The 26470-nt window shown below is 71.6% G+C and carries 26 protein-coding genes; 11 read left to right on the top strand and 15 right to left on the bottom strand.

Annotated features, from left to right (window positions below):
* Positions 1 to 28: 28 nt before the first annotated feature.
* Complete coding sequence (locus tag P3X83_RS38700; RefSeq protein ID WP_277310367.1) at positions 29 to 1285, top strand: sigma-70 family RNA polymerase sigma factor; 1257 nt, start codon at positions 29 to 31, stop codon at positions 1283 to 1285.
* An 8-nt stretch (positions 1286 to 1293) separates the two neighbouring features.
* On the opposite strand, the gene folP is transcribed toward P3X83_RS38700, so the two are convergent.
* The 3 genes from folP to P3X83_RS38685 all read right to left on the bottom strand — a co-directional run bounded on the left by folP (position 1294) and on the right by P3X83_RS38685 (position 3846).
* On the bottom strand, positions 1294 to 2202 hold the full coding sequence (gene folP / locus P3X83_RS38695) for a dihydropteroate synthase (protein ID WP_277310366.1): 909 nt from the start codon (positions 2200 to 2202) through the stop codon (positions 1294 to 1296).
* 250 nt (positions 2203 to 2452) lie between these two features.
* A complete protein-coding gene (locus tag P3X83_RS38690; RefSeq protein WP_277310365.1) occupies positions 2453 to 2617 on the bottom strand; it encodes a DUF3073 family protein in 165 nt (54 codons plus the stop codon).
* 587 nt (positions 2618 to 3204) lie between these two features.
* Positions 3205 to 3846 carry a helix-turn-helix domain-containing protein gene (locus P3X83_RS38685; RefSeq protein WP_277310364.1) on the bottom strand — a complete coding sequence of 214 codons (642 nt, stop codon included), beginning with the start codon at positions 3844 to 3846 and terminating at the stop codon, positions 3205 to 3207.
* 215 nt (positions 3847 to 4061) lie between these two features.
* Between P3X83_RS38685 and P3X83_RS38680 the strand changes: the two genes are divergently transcribed.
* The 4 genes from P3X83_RS38680 to P3X83_RS38665 all read left to right on the top strand — a co-directional run bounded on the left by P3X83_RS38680 (position 4062) and on the right by P3X83_RS38665 (position 7239).
* Positions 4062 to 4418, top strand: coding sequence for an STAS domain-containing protein (locus P3X83_RS38680; protein WP_277310363.1), 357 nt, complete (start codon positions 4062 to 4064; stop codon positions 4416 to 4418).
* A 153-nt stretch (positions 4419 to 4571) separates the two neighbouring features.
* Positions 4572 to 5744, top strand: a complete 1173-nt coding sequence (locus P3X83_RS38675) for a cytochrome P450 (protein WP_277310362.1) — start codon at positions 4572 to 4574, stop codon at positions 5742 to 5744.
* Positions 5745 to 5852: 108 nt separating this feature from the next.
* Positions 5853 to 6077: a hypothetical protein gene (locus P3X83_RS38670; protein ID WP_277310361.1), complete on the top strand. Its 225-nt coding sequence runs from the start codon at positions 5853 to 5855 to the stop codon at positions 6075 to 6077.
* 112 nt (positions 6078 to 6189) lie between these two features.
* Positions 6190 to 7239 (top strand): polysaccharide deacetylase family protein, encoded by a 1050-nt coding sequence (locus tag P3X83_RS38665; protein WP_277310360.1) that lies wholly within the window; start codon positions 6190 to 6192, stop codon positions 7237 to 7239.
* A 5-nt stretch (positions 7240 to 7244) separates the two neighbouring features.
* On the opposite strand, the gene ispH is transcribed toward P3X83_RS38665, so the two are convergent.
* Genes ispH through P3X83_RS38640 form a run of 5 tightly spaced genes read right to left on the bottom strand, consistent with a single transcriptional unit; the run spans position 7245 to position 14722 of the window.
* Positions 7245 to 8486, bottom strand: coding sequence for a 4-hydroxy-3-methylbut-2-enyl diphosphate reductase (ispH, locus tag P3X83_RS38660; RefSeq protein ID WP_277310359.1), 1242 nt, complete (start codon positions 8484 to 8486; stop codon positions 7245 to 7247).
* 23 nt (positions 8487 to 8509) lie between these two features.
* Positions 8510 to 9556 (bottom strand): family 2 encapsulin nanocompartment cargo protein polyprenyl transferase, encoded by a 1047-nt coding sequence (locus tag P3X83_RS38655; protein WP_277310358.1) that lies wholly within the window; start codon positions 9554 to 9556, stop codon positions 8510 to 8512.
* Positions 9557 to 9587: 31 nt separating this feature from the next.
* Positions 9588 to 10985, bottom strand: coding sequence for a family 2B encapsulin nanocompartment shell protein (locus P3X83_RS38650; RefSeq protein WP_277310357.1), 1398 nt, complete (start codon positions 10983 to 10985; stop codon positions 9588 to 9590).
* A gap of 50 nt (positions 10986 to 11035) precedes the next feature.
* A complete protein-coding gene (locus P3X83_RS38645) occupies positions 11036 to 13276 on the bottom strand; it encodes a germacradienol/geosmin synthase (RefSeq protein ID WP_277310356.1) in 2241 nt (746 codons plus the stop codon).
* Between the two features lie 12 nt (positions 13277 to 13288).
* On the bottom strand, positions 13289 to 14722 hold the full coding sequence (locus P3X83_RS38640; RefSeq protein ID WP_277310355.1) for a family 2B encapsulin nanocompartment shell protein: 1434 nt from the start codon (positions 14720 to 14722) through the stop codon (positions 13289 to 13291).
* 680 nt (positions 14723 to 15402) lie between these two features.
* Between P3X83_RS38640 and P3X83_RS38635 the strand changes: the two genes are divergently transcribed.
* Positions 15403 to 16005, top strand: a complete 603-nt coding sequence (locus P3X83_RS38635; RefSeq protein ID WP_277310354.1) for a hypothetical protein — start codon at positions 15403 to 15405, stop codon at positions 16003 to 16005.
* 25 nt (positions 16006 to 16030) lie between these two features.
* On the opposite strand, the gene P3X83_RS38630 is transcribed toward P3X83_RS38635, so the two are convergent.
* Positions 16031 to 16183: a hypothetical protein gene (locus P3X83_RS38630; protein WP_277310353.1), complete on the bottom strand. Its 153-nt coding sequence runs from the start codon at positions 16181 to 16183 to the stop codon at positions 16031 to 16033.
* Positions 16184 to 16227: 44 nt separating this feature from the next.
* On the bottom strand, positions 16228 to 17193 hold the full coding sequence (locus P3X83_RS38625; RefSeq protein WP_277310352.1) for a D-glycerate dehydrogenase: 966 nt from the start codon (positions 17191 to 17193) through the stop codon (positions 16228 to 16230).
* A gap of 93 nt (positions 17194 to 17286) precedes the next feature.
* On the opposite strand from P3X83_RS38625, the gene P3X83_RS38620 reads away from it, so the two are divergent.
* The 4 genes from P3X83_RS38620 (at position 17287) to P3X83_RS38605 (ending at position 20833) form a co-directional block, all read left to right on the top strand.
* On the top strand, positions 17287 to 17460 hold the full coding sequence (locus P3X83_RS38620) for a hypothetical protein (protein WP_277310351.1): 174 nt from the start codon (positions 17287 to 17289) through the stop codon (positions 17458 to 17460).
* 113 nt (positions 17461 to 17573) lie between these two features.
* Positions 17574 to 18680 carry an ATP-binding protein gene (locus P3X83_RS38615; protein ID WP_277310350.1) on the top strand — a complete coding sequence of 369 codons (1107 nt, stop codon included), beginning with the start codon at positions 17574 to 17576 and terminating at the stop codon, positions 18678 to 18680.
* A gap of 81 nt (positions 18681 to 18761) precedes the next feature.
* Entirely contained in the window at positions 18762 to 20423 is a 1662-nt protein-coding gene (locus P3X83_RS38610; protein ID WP_277310349.1) for a serine/threonine-protein kinase, read from the top strand.
* A 29-nt stretch (positions 20424 to 20452) separates the two neighbouring features.
* Positions 20453 to 20833 carry an MmcQ/YjbR family DNA-binding protein gene (locus tag P3X83_RS38605; protein WP_277310348.1) on the top strand — a complete coding sequence of 127 codons (381 nt, stop codon included), beginning with the start codon at positions 20453 to 20455 and terminating at the stop codon, positions 20831 to 20833.
* A 24-nt stretch (positions 20834 to 20857) separates the two neighbouring features.
* Here the strand turns inward: P3X83_RS38605 and kynU are convergent, their stop codons facing one another.
* From kynU to P3X83_RS38580, 5 genes are read right to left on the bottom strand one after another with little or no spacing between them, the layout of a single operon-like run.
* Positions 20858 to 22063, bottom strand: coding sequence for a kynureninase (kynU, locus tag P3X83_RS38600; protein ID WP_277310347.1), 1206 nt, complete (start codon positions 22061 to 22063; stop codon positions 20858 to 20860).
* A 3-nt stretch (positions 22064 to 22066) separates the two neighbouring features.
* The gene (locus P3X83_RS38595) at positions 22067 to 23056 is read right to left on the bottom strand and encodes an amidohydrolase family protein (protein ID WP_277310346.1); all 990 of its coding nucleotides are present in this window, start codon (positions 23054 to 23056) and stop codon (positions 22067 to 22069) included.
* A gap of 8 nt (positions 23057 to 23064) precedes the next feature.
* Positions 23065 to 23580: a 3-hydroxyanthranilate 3,4-dioxygenase gene (locus P3X83_RS38590; RefSeq protein WP_277310345.1), complete on the bottom strand. Its 516-nt coding sequence runs from the start codon at positions 23578 to 23580 to the stop codon at positions 23065 to 23067.
* The gene (locus P3X83_RS38585; RefSeq protein WP_277310344.1) at positions 23577 to 24005 is read right to left on the bottom strand and encodes a RidA family protein; all 429 of its coding nucleotides are present in this window, start codon (positions 24003 to 24005) and stop codon (positions 23577 to 23579) included. Before P3X83_RS38585 ends, P3X83_RS38590 begins: the two co-directional genes overlap by 4 nt.
* Positions 23998 to 25416 carry an aldehyde dehydrogenase family protein gene (locus P3X83_RS38580; RefSeq protein WP_277310343.1) on the bottom strand — a complete coding sequence of 473 codons (1419 nt, stop codon included), beginning with the start codon at positions 25414 to 25416 and terminating at the stop codon, positions 23998 to 24000. The genes P3X83_RS38585 and P3X83_RS38580 overlap by 8 nt, the downstream gene beginning before the upstream one ends.
* A gap of 126 nt (positions 25417 to 25542) precedes the next feature.
* Between P3X83_RS38580 and P3X83_RS38575 the strand changes: the two genes are divergently transcribed.
* Positions 25543 to 26247: a dienelactone hydrolase family protein gene (locus P3X83_RS38575; protein WP_277310342.1), complete on the top strand. Its 705-nt coding sequence runs from the start codon at positions 25543 to 25545 to the stop codon at positions 26245 to 26247.
* Positions 26248 to 26470 lie beyond the last annotated feature (223 nt).

The following is a 26470-nucleotide window of genomic DNA, read 5'->3' as shown; positions in this document are numbered from 1 at the left end:
CCGCTCCTTCAGACCGGGGGAAATGGCCATGTCCGCTGCCACCGGCGCAGGTTTCGACGACCTGCTGCGCCAGCTCGCGCCGCAGGTGCTCGGCGCGCTGATCCGTCGCTACGGCGCGTTCGACGCCTGCGAGGACGCCGTCCAGGAGGCGCTGCTCGCGGCCAGCCTGCAGTGGCCGCAGGAGGGCGTGCCCGGCAACGCCAGGGCCTGGCTGATCACCGTCGCGTCACGCCGGCTGACCGACCAGATCCGCAGTGAGTCGGCCCGCAGACGCCGAGAGGTCACGGCCGCCACGCAGGCCCCGTCCGACGAGCTCGTCGCCGCCCCGCCCGGCGAGGAGAGCGGCGCGGCCGAGCACGACGACACGCTCACCCTGCTGTTCATGTGCTGCCACCCGGGGCTGTCTGAGCCGTCGCAGGTCGCGCTGACGCTGCGGGCCGTCGGCGGCCTCACGACGGCGCAGATCGCCCACGCCTTCATGGTCCCCGAGGCGACCATGGCGCAGCGGATCAGCCGGGCGAAGCAGCGGATCAAGTCCACCGGAGCCACGTTCGCCATGCCCCCCGAGCGGGAGCGGTCCGACCGGCTCCGGGTGGTCCTGCATGTGCTCTACCTGATCTTCAACGAGGGCTACACCGCCACCTCCGGCCCCGACCTGCACCAGGCGGAGCTGACCGCCGAGGCGATCCGGCTCGTCCGCGAGGTCCACCGGCTGCTGCCGCGCGAGGGAGAGGTGGCCGGGCTGCTCGCGCTGATGCTGCTCACCGACGCCCGGCGGCCCGCCCGCACCCGTCCGGACGGCTCGCTGGTGCCGCTGGCCGAGCAGGACCGCGCGCTGTGGAACGCCGCCCACATCAAGGAGGGCGTCGAGCTGATCAGCGACACGCTCTCCTGGGCGCCGATCGGGTCGTACCAGCTCCAAGCCGCCATCGCCGCCGTCCACGACGAGGCCGCGCGCGACGAGGACACCGACTGGAAGCAGATCCTCGCGCTCTACCGGCTGCTGGAGCGGATCTCGCCCAACCCGATGGTCACGCTCAACCACGCGGTCGCCGTCGCCATGGTCGAGGGGCCGAGGGCCGGGCTCGACATGCTCGCCGAACTCGACTCCGACGACCGGATGGCGGGGCACCACCGCCTGCACGCGGTGCGGGCGCACCTGCTGGAGATGGCGGGCGACCTTGAGGCCGCGCGCGACAGTTACCGGACGGCGGCGCGGCGCACGACCAGCCTGCCCGAACAGCGCTACCTGGAGGCCCGCGCAACACGGCTCCGGCCGGAGTAGTTCGCGGGTCAGACGAGGTTGTGGCGAGGGGTGAGCGGGGCGCGCCAGCCGAGGATGGCCTCGGTCATCCGCACCGCCGTCACCGCCTGGCGCACGTCGTGGACGCGCAGGATCCTCGCGCCCTGCAGCACGCACACCACGTTGGCCACGATCGTGCCCTCCACCCGGGCGTTCTGCGGCAGGTCGAGGGTCTCGCCGATGAAGTCCTTGTTGGACACCGCCGCCAGGGTCGGGTAGCCGATCTCGGCGATCTCGCCCAACCGGCGGGTCAGCTCCAGCGAGTGGTAGGTGTTCTTGTTAAGGTCGTGGCCGGGGTCGATGATGATCTGCTCGGGGGCGACGCCGGAGTCCAGCGCGTGCCGTACCCGCTCGCGCAAGAAGGCGGCCACCTCCGTCACGACGTCCTGGTACTGCGGGCGCTCTATCACCTTGCGCGGCCCGCCGACGCTGTGCGTGATCACCACGCCCGCGCCCGCCTCCACGACTGCCTTGGCCATGGCCGGATCGCGAATGCCGTTCGTGTCGTTGACCACGTCGGCGCCCGCCGCGAGGGCGGCCCGCGCCACCTCGGCGCGGTGGGTATCGACCGAGATGACCACGTCGGTGCGCGCCCGCACCGCCTCGATGACCGGCGCCACCCGCTCGATCTCGGCGTCGATGCCCAGATCGGCCTGATCGGCCCGGAACGCGAGCCCACCGATGTCGACCCAGTCCGCGCCGTCGGCGACGGCGCGCTCGGCCGCCTCGACCGCCGACTCAAGCGCGAAGGTACGCCCCCGGTCGTGCATGGAGTTGGGGGTGCGGTTGACGATCGCCATCACCGCGACTTGGCGGGAGAAATCGAACTCCCTGCGTCCGATCCTCCGCACCGGAGAGATGATCTCCGGCAGGAAGTTGCCCTTGCCCCCACCGACCACGGCGCTCGCGTCCTCCCGGTGATGTCCTTACCGAGGTTCGAGCCTACCCGCGACCGGGCGGGCATGGACGGGGAGCACTGCACGAAGGCGGCACGGGTCGGTGCGGATCGGTGCGGATCGGTGCGGATCGGTGCGGATCGGTGCGGATCGGCACCGACCAACGCGGAAAGCCCGGACAGGCCCGGACGCGCGCGGATGAGCGGGCGCGACCGGGACGGCCGGAACGACTTGGCGGATCACCGCCGCCGGGCTAGCCGGCGGCGGGATCCGTCTCCTGCGCCGTGTCATCGTCGCGCTCATCATCCTCGACACCGGCCAGCTCGGCGCGCAGGCGGTCGATGTCCATGCTGTGAGTGCGGTACTTGAGCTGCCGTGCGACCTTCTTCTGCTTCGCCTTGGCGCGGCCTCTTCCCATGGGGCTCCACTCCCTCGCCCTGTCCCGGCATCTCCCTATCAACCTTACTATTTGCGAAAATATGCAAGTGCCATGACGCGCTAACCTCCCGCGCCAAGTACGGCGAACCGGTATCACCCGGGAACGCAAAGGTACCGCTGGAGGGCTCCCGGCAACCCCTGGTCTCGTGCGTAGCATCCAATCCGGCCGCCGATCCGCTGGACAAGGTCGTGGTTCCCGATTTCGCGACATGCAGCCGCGGCCCGCCAGATTCCCTGGTCAGACCCCCTGCGCCGCCCCTCCGGCCCCCCACTCTGACACCCCACCCCACTCCCCCGCCGCCCGGGTCACCCCCAACCCCCGCCAGGACACCGTGATACCGATCACCATCCGCCGACTCTGAAACGAGGTTCGGACGGCGGTGCGGCCCCACAGGCGGCCTCGGCCGGCGGAAGTCGCACGCCCGCGAAGGGCCCCAGGCGGCAGGCCCCACCCACCGCTGCGCCCTCACGGCCACGGCGAGGCGAGGGGACGCACGCCGTCCCCCCTCTGGGGCGGGATCGGCCTCGCGTGGGCCACAGGCCGCGAGGCTGTACGGCCCGGCGCGGCTACCCCTCTGCCGGTTCGGTCTCCTCGGCTTCGGGCGGTGGGTCCAGATTGCCCACGATGGTGAGAGTGGGCTCCGGGACCGCAGGCTCCCCGGATTCGGCGGCCGGATCGATGGAGATCGCGGCGGGACCGGCAGGAGGCACCCCGCTAACGGTGACGGCCACAGAAGAAGGCGGACCCGACGCCGCCTCGGCGGACGAGGCCGAGCCGATCGCTCCCGCTGAGGCCGGCGAAGCGGAGGTGGGCGGGCGGGGAATCGCCGGGGAGGCGTCTGCCGGGGCGCGGGGCGCGGTGGAAGGCGGCTTGGTCGGAGAGGGAGTGGGGGGTGGGGTTGGGGAGCGGCCGGTGAAGAGGGTGAGGAATTCGGTGAGGTTCTGGTCGGCTTCGGCGGGGTGGCGGAAGCCCTGGTCGTCGTTGATCGTGTAGTGGTTGCGGCGGCCGACGCGGGTGCGGTTGAGGTAGCCGGCGGAGACCAGGTCGGAGACGATGGCCTGGGCCGCGCGTTCGGTTATGCCGGCCGTCACGGCGACGTCGCGCAGCCGCACTTCGGGGTTGCGGGCGATCCCGACGAGCACGCGGGCGTGGTTGGTAAGGAACGTCCAGCGACCGGCCTTCGCACCGTCGTCTGAACCCCGCGCCATCTCCGCATCATACGTTCGTGAACGCCGGGTCAAGCCCGGCACCCCCAAGGACGAATATTCTTTCGTGCATCAGTTGACAGGTATTGTCGGCGCGGAGCACGCTGAGGAATCGATCGGCATCTCTACAGATGGCCGGCACGGCTCGCATCGAAGGATGGGTGGAATCATGACCAACGTCCTGCCTACGCGGCCACGATCGTTGCGGTGATCAGGCGTTGCCCGCGCGTGAGGGTCCTCCCATCGGGGGCGGCCGGGTGGAGGCGCGGCGTGTTCTGTTCGACGACGGCCGCCTTCGCGTCATCCGCAACGGCGAGTCCGCTCTGCTGCTCTGCGGCGAGATCGACCTGAGCAACAGCGAACGCCTCGGCGCGATCATGGCCGACGCGCTGTCGCCGGGTGGCGTCGTGCTGGTCGATCTGACCGATCTGTCGTTCATCGACCTCTCCGGCCTGCGGGTGCTCGAACTGGTGCCCTGCGAGGGGCCGATGCCGGCCGTGCGGGTCCGCAACGTGCCGCCGTTCGTCCGCCGGCTGCTGACCTTGATCACGGGGCGTCCGGACGACCTGTTCTAGCTCCCGGTAAGGCCATCGTCACCAGGAGGAATGCGGGGGGTCGGCCACGCGCGCGCCGCCTTGTTCGCCAATATTGAACTGGCGCGTCCGCAGTGCCTCCATGCCATGTCCGAAAACATGGCAACTCCCGACTTAGGACGAGGAACACGACAGATGTCCGATACCGACTTCCCCCTCGTGCAGTTCATGCGCGATGGGCTGGATCCGGTTGCCGAGATGGCGCGGATACGCGCCGAGCAGCCGATATTCCCACTCAAGGTCCCCGACGGCTCCACCGTGTGGCTGGTGACCCGCTACGAGGACGTCCGCGCCGTGCTCGGCGACGCCGGGCGGTTCAGCAACGACTTCGCCAACGTGTCGGGGGCCGTGCAGCAGGAGGACCCGGGCGGTCTCGGGTTCCGCGACCCGCCGGAGCACACCAGGCTGCGCCGCCTGCTGACCCCGGAGTTCACCATGCGGCGGCTGCGCAGGCTGGAGCCGCGCATCCACGCGATCGTGGCCGAGCACCTCGACGGCATGGAGCAGGCGGGCTCCCCGGTCGACTTCGTGGAGAAGTTCGCGCTGCCCATCCCCTCCCTGGTGGTGGGCGAGCTGCTGGGCGTGCCACGACAGGACCAGGCCGACTTCGTACGGCTGGGCGCCGACCGCTTCGACTTCTCCGCAGGCCCCGAGGCGTCGCTGAAGGCGATCAACGACGCCATGGCGTACCTCACCGAGCTGGTGGCCAGGGAACGTGCCGACCCGGGCGACGGGCTGCTCGGCATGCTGCTGCGCGAGCACGGCGACGAGATCGCCGACCGGGAGCTGGCGAGCCTCGCCGACGGCCTGCTGACCGGCGGGCACGACACCAGCACCAGCATGTTCGCGCTGGGCACGCTGTGGCTGCTGCAGCACCCGGAGGAGCCGGCCAGGGTCCGTGACGAAGAGGGTTACGTGACGCTGGTGGTGGAGGAGCTGCTGCGCTACCTGACCGTGGTGCAGGTGGCCTTCCCCCGGTTCGCCAAGGAGGATCTCATTCTGGGCGGCCAGTCGATCGCCAAGGGCGAGATGGTGCTCTGCTCGCTGGCGGCGGCCAACCGCGACGCGGCGCTCGGCGAGGAGATGGACACGGTACGGCCCGGCCGCGAGGTCGCCCCGCACCTGGCCTTCGGGCACGGCATCCACCACTGCATCGGCGCCCCGCTGGCCCGGATGGAGATGAAGATCGCTTACCCGGCGCTGCTGCGCCGCTTCCCGGGGCTGCGGCTGGCGGTGCCCGAGAGCGAGATCCCCTACCGGGGCATCTCGATCGTCTACGGCGTGGACGCGCTGCCCGTCGCCTGGTAAGCGCCCCTCCCCCGGTAACCGCCCCCCATCTCCTGTCCGTCGTTGTCACTCCACCGCCGGCATCCTGAACTCAACAAGGGAGGAATTAAACCGAGAGAGCGTGGCTCGATGCGCAGAACCCCAGCCGCGATGGGCAGTGCCACCTTCTTCGCGATCGGTCCCGGCGTGGTGGCGGACCTGCTGCCGTGGCTGATGACCCACTGGCGGTTCGCCGACCCGCTGCCGGCCGGCTGCGCGAGGAACCGGTGCCGCGCCGCAGGTTCGGCGCGGCCTACGACGAATACAGCGCGGCCGTACCGGGCTGGTGGCCGCACCTCCGTACCCGGCCGGTGACGCGACACGCCCGCGACGTTACCTAGGGCGACTCTTTGCCGGTAGCGCCGTATTCCCTGCCAGACCGAGGGGGAGGAGATCACTATCTTTTCTCATCTGTCTGGAGGGCCCAATGGGGGGCTTCGGGGTTTGCCGGACGGGGGCCGCCGCACTGAGCGTGCTGGCCCTGGCCGGGTGCATGTCGAGCGGCGAGGACACCGCCAAGGTCGCCGCTCCCAAGGGCGCGGTGAAGGCCGTGTCGCCCCAGGAGGCGAAGCAGGCCAAGGCCGCCGCCGCGGCCAAGGTGAAGGCCAACGAACTGGGCCAGGTCCCGGTGCTCATGTACCACCGCGTCGTGCCCAAGCCGGAAACCAGCGACGACCGCACCCCCGCCCAGTTCCGCGCCGAACTGGAGCGCCTCGCAAGTGAGGACTACGTTCCCATCACCGCCGCGGAGTACGCCACCGGCAAGATCGGCATCCCGGCGGGCAAGCACCCGGTGGTGCTCACCTTCGACGACTCCTCCCCCTCCCAGGTGACCCTGGACGGCATGGGCGTCCCGGCTCCGGACACCGCGCTGGGGATCCTGCTCGACGTGGCCGCCAAGAAGCCCGGCTTCCGACCGGTCGCCACGTTCTACGTCACCGGGGACATGTTCGGCAAGGAACGCCCGGACGAGCAGACGCAGATCATGACCTGGCTGCACGAGCACGGCTTCGACCTCGGCAACCACACCCGCGATCACCTCAACCTGCGCGGGAAGTCCAAGGAACAGGTGAACAAGGAGATCGCGGCCGGACACCAGGTGGTCAAGGGGCGGATCCCGTTCGACCCGGTGACCCTCGCCCTGCCGTACGGCAACCAGCCGAACACCAAGGCGTGGGCGCTGCGCGGGGCCGCGAACGGCACCCGCTACAGCTACGGCGGGGTCTTCCTCGCCGGGTACACGCCCGCCGCCTCGCCGTTCTCCACGGACTTCGACCCGATGGGCATCCCGCGGATCAAGTCGCAGGAGAAGAAGGGCGACTGCGTGAAGTTCTGCTCGACGGCATGGCTCGACTGGCTCAAGGCGCACCCGGACGAGCGGTTCACCTCCGACGGCGACATCAGGACCGTGGCCTATCCGAAGTTCAAGGCGGCCTTCGGCGCCAAGCGGTACTCGGCGTACGCCCTGTCCTACTGATCGTCCTACTGATCCCGATGTCTGAGCGCTGAGGGCAGGGTGAAGCGGATGGTCTCGTCGGTGACCCTCCGCTCCTCGACCGCCACCCCGCCCAGCCCGGACAGAGCGGCGATCACCCCGTTGACCAGCCACGGCGGGGCGGAGGCCCCGGCGCTCAGGCCGACCACCGCCGCCCCGGCCAGCCACTCGGGGCGGATGTCGCCCGCGTCGTCGATCAGATGGCTCGGCGTGTCGTGACGGCGGGCCAGCTCCACCATCCGCATCGAGTTGGAGGAGTTGGCCGAGCCGACCACGAGGACCACGTCGGCCTCCAGCGCGATGGCGCTCACCGCCTCCTGGCGGTTGGTGGTGGCGTAGCAGATGTCGTCGGACCCCGGCCCGCGCAGGTCGGGGAACCGGGCGCGCAGGGTGTCGATGACGTCGCGGGTCTCGTCCACGGCCAGCGTGGTCTGCGTCAGGTAGGACACCCTGGCGGGGTCGGGCACCCGCACTCGTGCGGCCTCGGCGGCGTCGGCCACCAGGAGCGTCGCGTCCGGGGCCTCGCCGAGGGTGCCCTCGACCTCCTCGTGGCCCTCGTGCCCGATCAGCAGCACCGTGTCGCCCCTGGCCGCGAACCTGCGGGCCTCGGCGTGCACCTTGGTGACCAGTGGGCAGGTGGCGTCGATCACCTCCATCTCCCGCCGTTCGGCCTCCTCGCGCACGGCGGGCGACACCCCGTGCGCCGAGAACACGACCGTCGCCCCGGCGGGGACCTCGTCGAGTTCCTCCACGAACACCGCGCCCCGGTCCGCCAGGTCCGCCACCACGTGGGCGTTGTGCACGATCTGTTTGCGAACGTAGATCGGGCCACCGCGCTGCCGCAGCACCTCCTCGACGACCTCGATGGCCCGTTCCACGCCGGCGCAGAACGAACGCGGCGCGGCGAGCAGCACCCTGCGGGGCCGGACCACGGCCAGGCACGCCCCGAGGGCGTCGCGGGCGGCGGGCCAGGTGTCGTGGTCGCCGCGGACGGCCCCGACGCCGAGCCCGGACGGCCCGCCGGCCCCGGAGAGGGTGACGGCGAGGAAGTCGAGCCCGTCGCCGGAGGCGAGCGGCCCGCGGACGGCGGGCACGCCCTTCCTGCGCAGCTCACCGGCGACGACGTCGGCCGCGGGGCAGGCCACCGCCGTCCCACCAGGAATGATCAGCTCGTCGGCGACGAGCACGGTGCCCCGAGCCGGTGACACGGCGTTGTCGTCCTGCGGCATTGGATCCTCCGGGTGCCGGTGGTTCAGTGGTCTCGACGGGTGACCAGGCGGGCCAGGCCCTCCAGTTCGGCCACGGCCCGCGACGGGACGCCCGGACGCGTGCCGGCCAGTTCGCGCAGCGCCCCGGCCAGCAGGGCGTCGGCCTCGGCCTGGCTCCACGCCCGGCCGTCCGCAAGTTCCACCAGTTCGGCGGCGCGGGCGAGGTCGGGGCCGGTCAGCGGCCCGTCCGCGGCGTAGAGCGCGGCCAGCTCGTGACCGGCGGGCGTGCCCGAGTTCAGCGCGAACACCACTGGCAGCGACTTCTTGCGGTTGCGCAGGTCGGAGTGGACGGGCTTGCCGGTCGTCGCGGGGTCGCCCCAGATGCCGAGCAGGTCGTCCACGTGTTGGAAGGCCAGGCCGATCCGGCGTCCGAAGGCGGTCAGGCGTTCGACGTCCTCGTCGGTGCCGCCGCCGTACAGGGCGCCGATGGCGCACGCCCCGCCGAGCAGCGCGCCGGTCTTGGCCTCCGACATCCGGCGGCACTCGGCCAGGCCGACGTCGTGACGCGCCTCGAAGGCGACGTCGGCGTACTGGCCGTCGATCAGTTCCAGCACCGCCGAGCCGAGGATCCGCGCGGCCCGCCGGGCGGCGGGACGCCCGGCGGCGGCGAGCACGTCGAAGGCCAGGGTCATCAGCGCGTCGCCCGCGAGGATCGCCGGGCCGCGCCCGAAGACGGCCCAGGCGGTGGGACGGTGCCGGCGGGTGGCGTCGCCGTCCATCACGTCGTCGTGCAGCAGCGAGAAGTTGTGGGTCAGCTCGACGGCGACGGCCGCCGGGACCGCCTCGGCGAGGGTTCCGCCGACGGCCTCGGCCGCCAGCAGGGCGATCACCGGGCGGATCGCCTTGCCCGCGTTGGCGTGGACGGGCTCGCCGCGCTCGTCGAGCCACCCGAAGTGGTAGCCCACGATGCGCCGCACGGTGTCGGGCAGCGTGTCCACGGCCTCACGCATGGCGGGTTCGGTCACGCCACGCCCCCAGGCGAGCACCTCCGTGGCTGGTCTGGGCTGGGTCATCTCCTGGACAGTGGACATGGTGTCCTCCCTATCGGCTCCTGCCCCACGGTCAGCGCGCGATCTCCACGTTCTCCAGCACGCCGAGGGCGTCGGGAACCAGTACGGCCACGGAGTAATAGGCGCTCACCAGATACGAGGCCACCGCCCGCTCGTCGATACCGGTGAACCGGACCGTGAGACCGGGCTGGTGCTCGTCGGGCAGGCCGGTCTCGCGCAGGCCGACCACCCCCTCGTCGTCCACGCCGGTCCGCATGACCAGGATGGAGGTGGTGCCGGATCGAGTGATCGGGATCTTGTCGGAGGGCAGCAGCGGGACCCCGCGCCACGTGGTGATCCGGGTGCCCTCGTGGTCGGCGTGCTCGGGGTAGACGCCCAGGCGGGTGCACTCGCGGCGGAAGGCCGCGATGGCGCGCGGGTGGGCCAGGAAGAAGCGGGACTTCCTGCGGCGGCACAGGATGGCGTCGAGGTCGTCGGGGGTGGGAGGACCGGTGCGGGTCTGCACCCGCTGGCGCAGGTCGGCGTTGTGCAACAGGCCGAACCCGGGGTTGTTGATCATTTCGTGTTCCTGGCGCTCGCGCAGCGCCTCGACGGTCAGCCGAAGCTGCTGCCCGAGCTGGTCCATCGGATCGTTGAACAGGTCGGTCACCCGAGTGTGAACCCGAAGCAGCGTCTGCGCCACGCTCAATTCGTACTCGCGGGGTGACAGCTCGTAGTCGACGAACGTGCCCGGCAGCGCCGGCTCGCCCGTGTGGCCGGACGACAGCGCGACGGCGGCCTCGCCGTGCTTGTCGGTGGCCCGCTCGGGGGTGGCCAGGTAGCGGTCCACGTGCTCGCGCAGCGCGGGCGCGCGCGTCGCCAGCGCGTCGAAGGCGGACCTCGGCAGGACGAGCACGGTCGTGCCGGTCACGGCCGTCACCGAGGCGTCCCAGGTGGGGTCGGCGCGGGTCAGCGCCTCGTCGCCGAAGTGGTCGCCGTCGGCGAGCATGCCGGTCTCGGCGGGCTCGCCGTACGGGCCGGCTGTGGTGCGGCGCAGCTTGCCGTGCGCGACCAGGTACAGGCCCTCGGCGGGCTCGCCCGCGGCGGCGATCTCGGCGCCCGCCTCGAACTCGCGCTGTTCGAAGCGTTCGGCCAGTTCGGCCAGCACGGCGTCATCGGCGAGGCCGCGCAGCAGCGGCAGCTCGCGCAACTCGGGCGGGATCACCGAGACCCGCCCGGCCGCCGTGATGAAGCTGACCCGGCCGTCGCCGACGGCGTAGGTCAGCCGCCGGTTGACCCGGTAGGCCCCGCCCACGGCCTCCACCCAGGGCAGCGCCCGCAGCAGCCAGCGCGGGGTGATGCCCTGCGCCTGCGGCTCGGACTTGGTCGTGGTCGCGAGGTTGCGCGCGGCCGCCGTGCCGAGGCTGAGCCTCGCCACGTCATCCGGCGCCTCCTGCAGCGTCTCCGTCACGATTCACCGTTTCCGTTCGTTCGTGTGCGTATCGCGGAGGGGGGTCTGGTTCATCTCACGGCCAGTGCGGACTGGGCGGACTGGGCGGCCAGGGACGGCCGGCCGAGGGTGTACGGCGCCGCCCGCCCGCGCGGGTGGTAGCGGGCGGTGGTGCGCGACCAGACGCGCTCGCCCGCCATCCACCGCCGCAGTGCCTCGGTGAACGCCGCCAGCCCGGCGCGGGCCCGCGCGTCGAGGCCGAGCCGGTCGGACAGCGGCGGCAGGTCGTCGGCCGCGATCCGCTCGAACTGCGCGAGCCGGGCGGCGGCGAGGTCGGCGACGACGGCCGCGGCCGGACCGGGGCCGCAGTCGAAGAACCGCCCGGCGATCACCACACCGTTGTGGAACTCCCCCTCCTCGGTGATCTCCTTGCGGTAGGACACCAGGTCGTTGCCCAGGCCCACGACGTCGGCGAAGCACTCGGTCAGCGCCCTGACCGGCGCCGACCACAGCACCTCGTCGGGGAGTTCGACGCCGATCGCGTGGCCGAGCAGGGCCGTGGAGAAGTCGGCGCCGGAGGTCTTCCTGCGCATCTCAACGTAGTCGACCGGATCGGGCAGGCGTCCCTGGACGATGTTGCCCAGCTCCCAGAGCCGGCTCCGGGAGAGGTCGGCCAGCCCTTCGGCGAACCGGTCACGGACGGCCGGCGGCATCGTGGCGGCGGTGCGCCGCCACAGGTCGCGCAGCCCTCGTTCCAGCGGGTTGGCCGGGAGCGGCGCGACGCCGGGGGCGGGCGACACGATGGCGGCCAGCCGGTCGGTCTGTGCCCTGGCCCCGGCGAGGTCGCGGGCGCGTTTGTGGACGTGATGGAAGAGGTCGTCGTAGTAGAAGCCCCAGGTGTGCCAGTCGGACAGCACGGCGAGCCGGTCGGCGGGGACATCGGGGTGGGTGAGGGCGGCGAACCCGGGGTAGTCGGCGGCGTCGAACGCGGCGGGAGTCCAGCCGGGCGGCCCGCCGTACGGCGAGACGATGCCCATCTCCCGCGCCCACCGCCCGGTGTGGGCCCGCACCGCCTCCCGCTGCGGATTGGGACGCACCTGGTACGGCACGCCGAACTCCGCTTCCACCGGCACCGCGGCGGCCGGGAGGTGGGCGGCGCCTCGCCGGACCTTGCCGGCCAGGTGGCCCGGGGCCACGTGGACGCCCGAGGTGCCGAGGCCGCCCGGCCCGAGCCATTGGTGCCCGAGCACGGCCGGGCCCGCCGGACCGCCGAGCGGTGTATACGCCCGCCCGCCGCTTTCGTCCTTCATGTAGCGGCTGGAGCGAAGGTGCCACTCGTGGCCGCCGGACTGCCAGTCGGCCAGGCCCTTGACGTAGCCGAACAGGGCGAGTTGCTCGGCGGGGCCGAGGCCGTGCTCCGCGCAGAGCGTGGGCAGTTCGGCCAGCGCGGTGTTCTCGAACTGGTCGAGCCGGGAGCAGAGCAGGTCGTTGACCATGTCGGCGGCCCGCTGCGGGTCGTGGCCGAAGAACCGCTCCATGACCAGCACGCTGTTGTTGACCTCGCCCTCCTGCTCGGTCTCGCGCTGGTAGGAGAACAGGTCATTGCGCAGGTGGACGCCGTCGGAGAAGGTGTCTTCGAGCACGCGTAGCGGCCGGGTGGCGGCCACGGACGGCGGGATCTCCAGCCCGAGGGAGTATTCGACCAGGTTGGCCGACCAGGGGGCGCCGCCGACCTTGCGGCGCATCTGGATGTACTCCACCGGGTTGGGCACGCGGTCGCGGCGGATGTTGTCGAGTTCCCAGAGCGACTCTTCGAGCAGCGCCCTGGTGCGCTCGGTGAAGCGGAGCCGCCAGGCGGCCGACATGTCGGGCGTGGTGCGGGCCCAGAGGTCGGCCAGCCCCCGCTCGACCGGGTCGGCCGGTTCCGGCACGGGCGTGCCGGGGTGGAGCGGCATGAAGGCGCGGAGCCTGGCCAGGTGGCGTTCGGCCCCCGCGGTGTCACGGGTGCGTTTGTAGGCGTCGAGGAATTTGTCGTCGAAGGCGAACACCCACACGTACCAGTCGGTGACGACGTCGAGCCGGGTGGCTGAGGCGTCGGGGTGGGTGTAGGCGGTGAGCAGGGCGTAGTCCATCGCGTCGAAGTCGGCTTCTGCCCAAATGGGCGACTCGCCGGATGGACCGCCGCCCCGCCCCCCGGCGAGGATGCCCATGGCGCGGGACCACTCCTTGGTGTGGGCCCGCGTCGTGTCGAGATGGGGACTCAGCCTCGCCGGGTGGGGAACATAGAACTCGGGCAGCCGAAAGGGTGGCACGGCTGGACCTTCTCAGTGACCGATCTCGGCGTTGTCCAGGATGGCCAGCGCGTCGGGGACCAGTACGGCCGCCGAGTAGTAGGCGCTGACCAGGTAAGACATCACGGCCTGCTCGTTGATGCCCATGAACCTGACGGAGAGGCTGGGCTGGTACTCGTCGGGGAGGCCGGTCTGGTGCAGGCCGACGACGCCCTGGCTCGCCTCGCCGGTGCGCATCAGCATGACGGAGGTGGTGCGCGCCTTGCTGATCGGGAGCTTGTCGCAGGGCAGCACCGGGACGCCGCGCCAGGCGGGCACCTTGTGACCGGCGATGTCGACGCTGTCGGGGTAGACGCCGCGCCTGCTGCACTCGCGGCCGAAGGCGGCGATGGCCTGGGGGTGGGCCAGGAAGATCGCGGGCTCCTTCCAGACCAGGGCGAGCAGTTCGTCGAAGTCGTCCGGGGTGGGCGGGCCGGTGCGGGTGTGGATGCGCTGCTTGAGGTCGGCGTTGTGCAGCAGGCCGAACTCGCGGTTGTTGATCATCTCGTGTTCCTGGCGCTCGCGCAGCGCCTCGATGGTCAGCCGGAGCTGCTGCTCGACCTGGTTCATCGGCTGGTTGTACAGGTCGGCCACGCGGGTGTGCACCCGCAGGACGGTCTGCGCGACGCTGAGCTGGTACTCGCGCGGGGCGAGCTCGTAGTCGACGAAGGTGCCGGGCAGCACGGGCTCGCCGTCGTGGCCGGAGGACAGCTCGATGGCCGACTCGCCGTGGGTGTTCTGCGGCTTGCCGGGGGCGGCCAGGAAGCGGGCGACGTGCGAGCGCAGCGCGTCGGACTGGTCGATGTGCTCCTGAAAGGCCGCGCGGGGCAGCACCAGGACGGTGCCGGCGGTGATCGCCCGGATCGTATAGTCCCAGTCGCCCTGCGGCTCGACGACCTCGTGGTCGCCGAAGTAGTCGCCGTCGGCCAGCACGCCGAGGACGGTGTCGTCGCCGTACTGGCCGGCGCCGATCTTGTTGACCTTGCCGTGTGCGATCACGTACAGCTCGTCGACCGGGGCCCCCGTGGTGACCAGCACGTCGCCCGGCGCGAACTCGCGTTGCTCGAAGCGCCCGGCCAGGGCCGTCAGCACCTCGGCGTCGTCGAACCCACGCAGCACCGCGAGTTCGGTCAGCTCGGCGGGGATGACCCTGATCTCGGCACCGGTGGTACTGAAACTGACCCGCCCGTCACCCACGGCGTAACTCAGGCGACGGTTGACCCGGTAGGTGCCGCCGTTGACCTGAACCCAGGGAAGCACGCGCAGGAGCCACCGCGAGGTGATGCCCTGCATCTGCGGCACGGACTTGGTCGTCGTCGCGAGATTGCGCGCGGCGGCCGTGCTCAGGCTCAACTGGGAGGATTCCGGCTCGTCGGCAACCGGGATGTTCTCCACCGTCTCGGTCACGATGGCACCACCAATCTCCATCGGGGGGATGGAATACAGAGCTGGTCAGAATGGAGCGGCCAGGCGGAAACCACCGGAAATTAGGGCACGTCAGTACGGCGGCCCGCGCGCGGCCAGGTGTGATAAGGGGGGAATACGGGGGGATTTCAGGACCGCCGGGCTATCACGTGTACACGCGGTTGACCATGGCGAATCGAACGGGCGTTTACCATACCGGGGCCTACGGGTGAATCACCTCCGGATTCACACTGATTTTGCTGGACCTCACCAGTATGCTTCCGCGCCATTCTGAAGTCAATCCGTCACTTAGCGCAACGAGAATTACCGGATTCTCATACTAAATATTGCCTTCATGAAAATTCTCGCCGCACCCCACATTTCATATACTACGGCATCAATCCTTAATTGCAGGCATTTGTCAGCATTTGCCCGAGTTGTCGAGACCGGACTGACACTTCGCAATGGGATGAAATGGGAGGAAGGCCCAGTAGCGCCCAGTAGCCTGGCCGCCTATGACGTACGGCGCGCCTCAGCACCAAGGCCCCCCACCGAACCCCCAAGCGAACGGCCACTACCGGCCACCCGGTCACCACCAGCCGCCGTACGGCGTACAGCAGGCGCCCCAGCCGCCCCAGCCGCCCCAGCCGCCGGCCTACCAGCAGCCCGGTTACCCTCCCCCTGCTTACCCTCCGCCCGGGCACATGCCGCACCAGCCTCCCCCGCCCGTGGTGATCGACGTGGCCACGCGGGCCAAGACCAAGGCGATCATCGGCGGAGCCGTCGCCGGGGCCGTCGGCCTGATCGCCGTGGTGTCGTCGCTCACCGGCGGGGTGACGGGCGGCACCGGGGCGACCATCGTGGGGTTCGTGTTCGGCCTGGTCTTCCTGGCGATCGGCCTGCTGCCGGTCCTCACCTGGGGCAAGCTGTCGCGCCCGCGCAAGCTGATCTTCGACGCCGACGGCGTGCGCTGGGACGACCCGCAGGGCAAGCCCTGGGCCGTGCCGTGGCGGGAGCTGTCGGCAGTGGTGATCTCACGGACCAAGCAGCGCCGCGTCAAGCTCGCCGACTACATCATGCGCAAGGTGATGGTCCGCCTCGACCTCCATCCGGCCGACCCCGGCTTCCGGAGCCGGCACCCGGAGATGGAGCACCTGTGGGAGTTCCACACGGTCAAGAACGGCTACCGCCTGCCCCTCGGCGACTCGCCCGGCTACATCCCGATCATCGAGGGCGCCATGGGGAGATTCTGCCCGGCGGTCTATCAGGGGATCCGCGACGAGGGGTTCATGGTCGGCCTGGTCTGAGCCCCGCCCGGCCGCCGACCGGCCCCTACCGCCGGCCTCGCGAACGCAGGCGGTCGAGCAGCTCGCGGGCCTTGCGCTGGTTGCGGGGGTCGTTGGCGGCGCGCTTGGCCTTGTCCACGACCTGGCGCCCCTTCGGGCTGCTGAGGTAGCGGCGGAGCTTGTCTACCAGCGATGCCATGATCTCCTCCTTGGGTCACCCGGACCCCTACCCCGCACCGGTGCTCAATTCACCGGCGTGACCGGGTCTCGCCCGGCGAGCACCTCGGCCACGTTGGCGACCGAGAGGCCGCACATCCGCTCGCGCGTCGCGGTGCCCGCGCTGCCGATGTGCGGGGTCAGCACGGTGTTGGGGAGGTCGGCCAGTGCCGGATCGACCCGCGGCTCCCCCTCGAAGACGTCGAGCGCCGCGCTCGCGATGCCACCTGACCGCAGCGCCTCGACCAGGGCGGACTCGTCCACGATGCCGCCCCTGGCGGTGTTGACCAGGACGGCGGTCGACTTCATCCGCGCCAGCGCCTGGGCGTCGATCAGGTGGCGCGTGGCGGGCGTGAGCGGGCAGTGCAGGGTGACGACGTCGCTGCGGGAGAGCAGTTCGGGAAGCTCCACGAAGGTGACGCCCTGGCCGTCGTCGCCGGTGAGGGGCGTGGAGGTGGGCGTGGCCAGGATCGGCATGTCGAAGGCCCGGGCACGCCGGGCGACGGCCCTGCCGATCCTGCCGTATCCGACGATGCCGAGCGTCGCGCCCGCGCTGAGGTCGAGGCCGAGCATCATCCTCGGGCCCCAGATCCATGGCGTGCGCTCGCGGATGAGCCGGTCGCCGTCCAGCACCCTGCGGGCGGCGGCGAGGATCAGCGCCATGGTGAGGTCGGCGGTCGCGCCGTCCAGGACGCCGGGGGTGTTGGTCACCCGTACGCCGCGCTCGGTGGCGGCGGGCACGTCGATGTTGTCGTACCCGACGGCGGTGTTGGCGACGATCCGGAGCCCGGGCCCGGCGGCGTCGAGGAACTCCGCGTCGATCCGCTCGGTGAGCGTGCAGACGACCGCCACCGCCCCCTGGGCGTGCCGCAGCAGATCGTCGCGCCCCGGCGGTTCGTCACCGCCGGTGACGACGGGCCGCCCCAACCCGCGAACGTCGGCCATGGCCGAGTCCGTCAGCGTGCGGGTCACATAGATGTAAGGCATGCTCATGTTCCCTCATTTTGGCGCAGCCGCCGTAACGCACGGCAAATGTCTAGATTGCGGTTACTCGCCCGTTACGGTGCCTCTCGTAGCGTCGAGGCCATGAGTACCTGGCGTGCATCCGACGGGACCGAGGTCAAGGTCGTCGTCGTGAACGATAGGCCGTGCCTGCGCATCTGCCGCTGGCGCGACGACCGCCGTACCCTCATCGGCTACTACGCGGACGTCCGCGACGTGGCACGGCACGTGAACCTGGCCGATCTGGTGCAGGTATAGAACACCGGTTTGCCCTCCCGTGAGGCGCCGTCGCCTATACATGGGCAGATAGCCCTAATTGGGACATCGGGCGGACCACCGGGGGAGCGATGGCCATCAAGAGATCACCTGGCATGCGATCCCTTCGCGCGCGGATAACGATCACGGCACTGCTGGTGTTCGGCGTGCTGCTGATCGCCGTGGAGCTGATCAGCTACCTCGTGGTGCACGCGGCGACACGGACCCCCGTCCCCACCGGGACTCTGGGACCCGAGATCGGGCTCATGGTCCTCGCCGTCGTGCTGATCGCGCTCGCGGGCTGGAGCATCTGGCGCGCGGTGGGTCACTCGCTCGCCTCCATCGAACGGATCAGAAGGGAGATGACGGAGATCACGGCTTCGGATCTCACTCGCAGGATGCCGGTGCCCGCCGAAGGCGAGCCCTCCAACGAGGTGGATCGCCTGGCCGAGACCGTCAACCGCACGCTCGACCGGCTGGAGCGCGCGGTGGAGCACGAGCGTCAGTTCGCCTCCGACGCGTCGCACGAGCTGCGCACGCCGCTGACCGGTCTGCGCACCCGCATCGAGTTCGCGCTCGCCGACCAGGAGGACACCGACCCCTGGCAGACGCTCAGGGAGGTCCTGGGCGACGCCGACCGGATCCAGGCGATCGTGGAGGACCTGCACACCCTTTCGCGGATGGACTCGGGATACCGTCCGCACAAGAGCCGGGTGGACCTGGCCGCGCTGACCCGCGCGGTGCTGACGGAGACGTCGCTCAAGATGCGGGTGTCGGCCGACCTCGGGCGCAGCGTGCCCGTCCCCGGCGAGGCGGAGCAGCTCAAGCAGCTCGTGTCCAACCTGCTGACCAACGCCGACCGGCACGCGAACAGCGAGGTGGCGGTCTCCGTCACCGCCTCGGACGGCCGGGCCGTCCTGGAGGTCAGCGACGACGGCGGCGGCATCCCGCCCGCCGACCGGGAGCGGGTCTTCCAGCGCTTCACCCGCCTGGACACCGCCCGCAGCCGGTCCATGGGCGGCACCGGGCTCGGGCTGTCCATCGCCAGGGACATCGCCACGGCGCACGGCGGACGACTGCGCGTCGAGGACCCGCCGCGCGGCAGCGGAACGCGGATGGTGCTGCGCCTGCCGATGGCCCCGCCCTCGCCGCCCTCGCCCCGGGCGCTGCCCGATGAGGAGACCGCGCGTGAGCCCGGAACCCGCCGCCGGGCGAGTCGCTAAAACCCGAACAGGGCTCACTAATCACACAAATCGCGCATTTCTCATCCGCACCATGCCCGATACCGGTAGGATCATCACGCTATGCCACCGGGAGACCACCAGCACGACTCGCTCGGCAGCAACTACCGGCTCCTCGACAAGATCGGGGAAGGGGCCATGGGCGCCGTATGGCGCGCCGTGGACCGGCGGACGGGGGAACACGTCGCCGCCAAGCTGTTGCACGGCCGGCTCCTTGACGACCCCGATATCGTCGGGCGCTTCGTACAGGAGCGCAATGTCCTGCTGCGCCTGCGCCATCCCGGAATCGTGGCCATCCGCGACTTCGTGATCGAAGGCTCACGCGTCGCGATCGTGATGGACCTGATCGAGGGCAGCGACCTCGGCCGCCATCTGCGCGAGCGGGGCACGCTCCCGCCCGCCCAGGCCGTTGGCATCGCCATCGAGCTGGCGGGGGCGCTGACCGTCGCCCACGCCGCCGGAGTGGTCCACCGCGACGTCAAGCCCGCGAACGTGCTGCTCGGCCGTACCGCGATGCTGACCGACTTCGGCGTGGCCCGCATCCTGCAGGGCCCGGCCGCCGCCGCGACCGCCGTCGTCGGTACGCCGATCTACATGGCGCCGGAGGCGATCGAGGGGGCCAGCGCCGCCCCGGCCGCCGACGCGTACGCGCTCGGCATGGTCCTCTACGAGCTGCTGGCCGGACGCGCGCCGTTCGCGGCGGGCAACCACCTGACCGCGCTGAACTGCGCCTTCAACAGCGAGCCCCGGCGGCTGGCCGGCATGACCGACGACGTGTGGTCGATCATCAAGGACGCCACGGCCAAGGACCCCGCGAAGCGCCCGGCCGTGCCCGAGCTCGCGGCGCGGCTGCAGGCCGCCCTGCCCGCCCTCGCGGCTGCTCCGCCGATCACCCCGGTGCACCGCGACGCGCCACTGACGATCACCGCCGTGCCGGTCTCCCAGGCCGCGCGGCCCGTGGCGCGGCCCAGGGGACGAGGGCGCCGGGCGGTCATCGCGGTGACCAGCGCCGCCGCGGCCACCGTCCTGGCCCTGATCGCGGTGCAGCTCGCCCGGACGGGCGACCCCACGGGGCCGGTCAACGCGGCGGCCGAGCAGTCGATCACGCCCACCCCGAAGCCCACCAGGCACCCGCTGGCCACGCTCACGCCGCAGGTGGTGGACGCGGAGCCGACCGAGGCCCCCTCCGCGACAACGCGCAAGCCGGTAAAAACCCCTTCGGCCAAGAACCCGGCCACGTCGAACCCCGCCTCGACGTCCGAGCCGACCAGGAAGCCCGCGGCCAAGAAGCCCGCCCCCACGCCGAAGCCGACCAAGCCCAAGGTCGAGCCCAGCGGCAAACCGTCGGTCATCCAGCAGCCGCCACCCCTGCCGGACGCCATCCGGTGCCGCCAGCCGTGGCTGGTGGTCGGCAAGACCGGCATCGCGATGCGTCCCTGCATCCGGATCAAGGACGGCGTGCTCGCCGTGGTCGGCGAGGTGCGCGGCAACAAGGGCGTCAACGCCGACGCCAGCGTCGAGCTGTGGCGGCCGGGCGTCGGCACCATGGCCGGTCCGTTCGTGTGCAACGGGCTGCGGTTCACCCGCGACGGCGAGATCAAGACCTGCGGCTGGTTCCGGGTGGACCCACCGGACGGCGCGCTGTACCAGTCCAGGCAGCGCTGGCGGCTGACCGGAAGCGGCGACTTCAACGGCGGGGCGCAGTCCACCAGCCTGCGGTGGTGATCCCGGCCCGCCATGGGGAGAATGGGGCCATGGACGACTGGCGCGCGGTGCGCGCGCAGGTGCGCGACTTCGGCCTCGCCCTCCCCGAGGCGTGGGAGGACTTCCCGTGGGGCGACTGTGTGATCAAGGTCGGCAAGAAGGTCTTCGTCTTCCTGGGCATACCCGAGCCGACCGAGAAGTGGTCCCCCGGGCTCACCGTGAAGCTCCCGCTGTCGGGTGATCACGCGCTCTCGGTGCCGGGGGCCGCGCTCGCGGGCTACAACCTGGGCAGGTCCGGGTGGGTGCGGGTGCCGTTCGAGACCGAGCTGCCCGAGATCGACGTGCTGACCGACTGGGTGGAGGAGAGCTACCGCGCGGTCGCGCCCAAGCGGCTGGTGGCCAGGCTCGACGCCGAGCGCCCACCGGATTGAGCGGAACAGACTGAGCCCGCGGGTTCAGGTCACCGCGAGGCGGCGGGTGTACCGCTCGTCGCGCCACGGCTCGGCCGCCATGACCTCGGCGAGGACGGCCACGGCGTCGAACACGTCCTGGTAGCGCAGGTAGAGCGGGGCGAACCCGAAGCGGAGCACGTCCGGCGCGCGGAAGTCGCCCTGCACGCCGCGCTCGGCCAGCGCGCGCACCACCGGGTAGCCGTGCGGGTGGCGGAAGCTCACCTGGCTGCCCCGCCGCTCCGGATCGCGCGGGGTGACCAGGCTCAGGTCCGGGCAGGACGCCTCGGCCAGCTCGACGAACAGCTCGGTCATCGCCACGCTCTTGGCCCGCACCTGGGCGAGGTCCACGCGCTCCCAGATGTCCAGCGCGGCCTCAAGCCCGGCGAACGACAGCACGTGAGGGGTGCTCACGGCGAAGCGGCGGACGCCGTCGGCGGGGCGGAAGCCCGGCTCGAAGGCGAACGGCTCGGCGTGGGCGTACCAGCCGGACAGCGGGTTGCGGGCGGCGCGGTGGTGGCGCGGGTTCACGTAGAGGAAGGCCGGGGCGCCCGGCCCGCCGTTGAGGTACTTGTAGGTGCAGCCGACCGCGAAGTCGGCCGCCGAGACGTCCACCTGGAGCGCGCCCACGCTGTGGCACAGGTCCCAGATCATCAGCGCGCCCGACTCCTGGACCCGCCGGGTCACCTCGGCCACGTCGCGGCGCTCGCCGGTGCGGTAGTGAACCTGTGACAAGAGCACGGCGGCGACGTCGTCGCCGCCGTGCGTGCCGTCGCGCACCTCGGCGCCCGGCAGCAGCGCGGCGAGGCCCTGCGCCACGTAGCGGTCGGTGGGGAACTCCCCCGGGTCGGCGACGACCACCCGGCGGCCGGGGCGCAGCCCGAGCGCGGCGGCGAGGGCCTGGAAGATCACGACGGAGGTGCTGTTGCCGACGACCACCTGGCCGGGGTCCGCGCCGATCAGCGGGGCGATCCGGTCTCCCGTCCGGAACGGCAGCTCGAACCAGCCCGCGGTGTTCCACCCGCCGACCAGCTCACCGCCCCACTCGGCCCGCACCGTGCGCGACACCCGGTCGGCGGCCGTCCTCGGTGGGGCGCCCAGCGAGTTGCCCGCCAGGTAGATGCGGTCGCCGGGGAGGTCGAACTCGTCCCGGAACCGGGCGAGCGGGTCGGCGGCGTCCATGGCCAGGCAGTCGTCGCGGGTGGTCGGCATCGGTCATCCTCCGTGGGGGCCGGCGAGGAACGCGGCGGCGTTGCCGCCGAGGAGCTTGGCGCGGGCCGTCTCCGAAAGGAAGCCCGCGTCACGGATGACCCCGCCCACCGGCGACTCGCCGAGCGGGTAGGGGAAGTCGGAGCCGAGCAGCACGCGGTCCTCGCCGAGGGTGTCCACGAGCAGGCGCAGCGCGCGCTCGTCGAACACCACGGAGTCCACGCTGAACCGGTCGAGGTAGTGGGACGGCGGATGCTCGGACACCCCTACCACGTCGCGACGGCGGTGCCAGGCGTTCTCGAACCGGCCCAGCCAGAACGCGAACGACCCGCCGCCGTGCGCGAAGCACAGCCGCAGCGAGCGCGGGAGCCGGTCGAACGCGCCGCCCAGGATCAGCGCCAGCACCGACAGGTGGGTCTCGGCGGGCATGCCGACCAGCCACTGCGCCATCCAGCGCTCGATCCGGGGCCCGCCCGGCAGGTCCCACGGGTGGACGAACACCGGCGCCCCGGCCGACGCGCAGTGCGCGAGGAACTGGACCACGCCCGCGTCGTCGAGGTCGCGGTCGCCCACGTGGTTGCCGATCTCGACCCCGGCGTGCCCGGCGGCCAGGCAGCGGTCCAGCTCGGCGCAGGCGAGGTCCGGGTCCTGCAGCGGCACCTGGCAGAACGGCACCAGCCGTTCCCCCCGGCAGATCGTCAGGGCCAGGTCGTTGAACACCTCGCACACCCGTACGGCCTGCGCCGCCGGCCGGTCGTACCCGAAGAACACCGGCGTCGGCGACACCACCTGGACGTCCACGCCCTCCTCGTCCATGATCGCCAGGCGTCTGTCCGGGTTCCAGCACTCGTCGGTGATCCGCCGGAACTCGCGGTCGCCGAGCAGGATCATCGCCTCCCGCTCGGACTCGATCCGCAGCCGGGGCGCACCCGGCCAGCCGAGGCCGGGCCAGCCGCGCGGCACCTGGTGGGTGTGGACGTCGATGACCGCCGCCATCGGCGCGATCAGCCCTTTCCGGGGTGAAGCGCCCCGCAGGAGTCGCAGGTGCGGGCCTTCTCGTCGGCGTAGAACGCCTCGAACACCGGCGGCAGGTCCAGCACGATGTCGCGGACCTGCAACTCCACTTCGTAGACCAGGGCCGAGCAGTCCGGGCAGTACCACTGGAACCGCTCCAGGGTGCCCTCGGGCCTGACCCGCTCCACCAGGAAGCCGATCGACCCGGGCTCGGGGCGCTGCGGGGAGTGCGGCAGGCCGCGCGGCAGCAGCCACATCTGCCCTTCGCGGATGTGCACGGTGTCGGGGCCGTCCGGGGTGATCACGTTGACGTGCATGTTGCCGCGCACCTGGTAGAACAGCTCCTCGTAGGGGTCCACGTGGTAGTCGGTGCGGGCGTTCGGCCCGCCGACGACCATCACGATCAGGTCGTCGGCGCCCTCGAAGATCACTTTGTTGCCCACCGGAGGCTTGAGCAGGTGGGCGTGCTCGTCGATCCACTTGGTGAAGTCGATGGGCGGGATCATGGTTCCTCCGCTCGGGGGTGGGCCACGGCCTGCATCTCGATGAGCAGGCCGGGGTGGGGCAGCCGGGAGACCTCGACGGTGGTGCGGGCCGGGCCGGTCTCCTGATCGAAGTAGCGGGCGTAGACCTCGTTGTACCCACCGAAGTCGGCCATATCGGTCAGGTAGACGGTGACCTGGACGAGATCCCGCAGGCCGCCTCCGGCGGCGGCGAGGATGTCGCGGACGTTCTCGATCACGGCGGCGGTCTGGAGGCGGATGTCGGCCCCGCCCTCGACGACGCCATCGGGCCTGCGGGCGCTGGTGCCGGACACGAAGACGAAGCCGCCCGCGCGGCGGGCGTGCGGATAACGGCCCAGCGGGGGCGCCTTCCCCGCGGCCAGCACCCCGTTGTCATCGGACGGTGTGCCGCCGTCGCGGTCATTCACTCGCGGGCTCCAGGCTGATCGTGACGGTGGTCGGCTCGGAGTAGAAGTCCAGCGAGTGGACCCCGCCCTCCCGGCCGATCCCGGACAGTCGCAGCCCGCCGAACGGCGTGCGCAGGTCGCGCAGGAACCAGGTGTTGACCCAGACGAGCCCGGCCTCGATCGCCCCCGCCACCCGGTGGGCGCGGGACAGGTCGCGGGTCCACAGCGTGGCGGCCAGGCCGTACTCGCTGTCGTTGGCCAGCGAGACCGCCTCGGCCTCGGTGTCGAAGGGCGCGATGTGGCAGACCGGGCCGAACATCTCCTCGCGGTTCACCCGCGAGGAGTGCGGCAGCCCGGTGAGCACGGTCGGCTCCACGTGGTACCCCTTCCCACGGCCGGACGGCACTCCCCCGCCCGCGAGCACCGTGGCCCCCTCAGAGAGGGCGAGGCGGTAGTAGGAGAGCACCTTGTCGCGGTGCTCCGCGGAGATCATCGGCATCAGGTCGCCGTCGTGGGCCAGTTCGGCGGCCCGCTTGGCCAGCCGTCCGGCGAACTCCTCGAACACCGGCCGCTGCACGTAGAGCCGCTCGGTGCACAGGCACACCTGGCCGCCGTTGGTGAACACCGAGCGGACCGCGCCCGCCACGGCCGCGTCAAGGTCGGCGTCGGCGAACACCAGCCCGGCGTTCTTGCCGCCCAGCTCGAAGGAGACCGGCTTGACCCGGTCGGCCACCCCGCGCATGATCGCCGACCCGGTACGGCTCTCGCCGGTGAACGTGACACCGTCCACGCCCGGATGCGTGGTCAGGAACTCCCCCGCCGACCCCGCGCCGAAGCCGTTGACCACGTTGAGCACCCCGGACGGCAGGCCCGCCCGCGCCGCGATGTCCGCGAGCACCGCCGCCGACCCCGGCGTCAGCTCCGACGGCTTGAGCACCACCGCGTTGCCCGCCACCAGCGCCGCGCCGACCTTCCAGGTGGTCAGGAGGAACGGCAGGTTCCACGGCACGACCACCGCCACCACCCCCAGCGGGCGGCGCACGGTGTAGCTCAGCGTGCCCGGCAGGTGGTAGGCGTTGTCCGGCCGCTGGGCGGCGATGTCGGCGAAGGTGCGGAAGTTGGCGGCGCCGCGCGGGATGTCGAGGGTGCGGGCCTGGGCGCGGGGTTTGCCGGTGTCGGCCACCTCGGCGTCCACAAGGTCCTCGAAACGCTCCTCCATGGCGTCGGCGAGCCTGCGGAGCCACGCCGAGCGCTCTGCCACCGGAAGGCCCGCCCAGCCCGGCAGCGCGCGTCTGGCGGCCGTGACGGCCCGGTCCACGACGCCGGGGCCCGCCTCGTGGACGCGGGCGTTCTCCGCGCCGGTACGCGGGTCGTATCCCGGGAAGGTTTCGCCCTCGGCGACCCACTCGCCGTCAATGAAGTGACGTATCACTCTTTGCTGGCTTTCGTGACTCTCGGACAACACATCTCCCTTAATGTCCCCCGCATCGTCTCTCCGGACGGCGGCGCGCGCCAGACCGATTGGCGATCTTCGGCGCGCGTGCCATCCTGGATCGTCATGGACACGCGAGACGAGACGGTGCCCCTGACGGGCGGGTCGATGGACATGCCCCTGTGGCTGCCGGAGGCGGGCCGCGGGCCCGCGCTCCTGCTGCTCCAGGAGGTCTGGGGCGTCGGCCCCTACATCCGTGATGTGGCCGCCGATCTCGCCGCGCTCGGCTACGTCGTGGGCGCTCCCGACCTGTTCTGGCGGCTCCAGCCGCACTGGCAGGCCGACCACGACGACGAGGGGCTGGCCAGGTCGATCGAACTGGTCGGGCGGTTCGACTTCAAGCAGGGCGTCGCCGACGCCTCGGCGGCCCTGGCCCGCCTGCGCGGCCTGCCGGAGGTCACCGGCGGGGCGGGCGTCTTCGGCATCTGCCTGGGCGGCTCGATCGGCTTCCTGCTGGCGGCGCGGGACGCGCCCGAGGCCGTGGTGTCCTGGTACGGCTCGGCCGTGCCCGACCTCACCGATCGGCTGGACTCGATCTCCACGCCGCTCCTGTGCGCCTTCGGGGGCCGCGACTCCTACATCCCGCGCGATCGGGTGGCCGAGGTCGAGCGGGCGGCAGAGGGGCGTCCCGGAGTCGAGGTCCGCGTCTTCGAGGAGGCGGGTCACGCGTTCCACAACCGGTTCGCGCCGCGCTTCCACGATCCGGAGGCCGGGCCGGTCCTCTGGGACCTCTCCACGACCTTTCTTTCCCGCCACCTTCCCGTACCCTGATCCCCCTCTCTGATGAGTCAGGTCTGGCTCCTCTGGGGTCACGTGATCGTCACCGTCGCGGTGGCCATTCCGCTCGCCGCGCTCGCCGTCGTGGCCCTGGCGCGGCGGCGGTCGCGGGGGGGGGGGGGGGCCCCCCGCCGCCCCCCCCGCGACGACGCGTCCCGATCCGCAGGCCAAAGGGCTGGGTGAATACGTGCGTTCACGATTCGTAGAGATTCCGCGG

The organism is Spongiactinospora sp. TRM90649 (assembly GCF_029382225.1).
GTDB lineage: Bacteria > Actinomycetota > Actinomycetes > Streptosporangiales > Streptosporangiaceae > Spongiactinospora.
The sequence above is the reverse complement of the archived record's forward strand: the minus strand, read 5'-3'. Positions and strand labels throughout refer to the sequence as shown.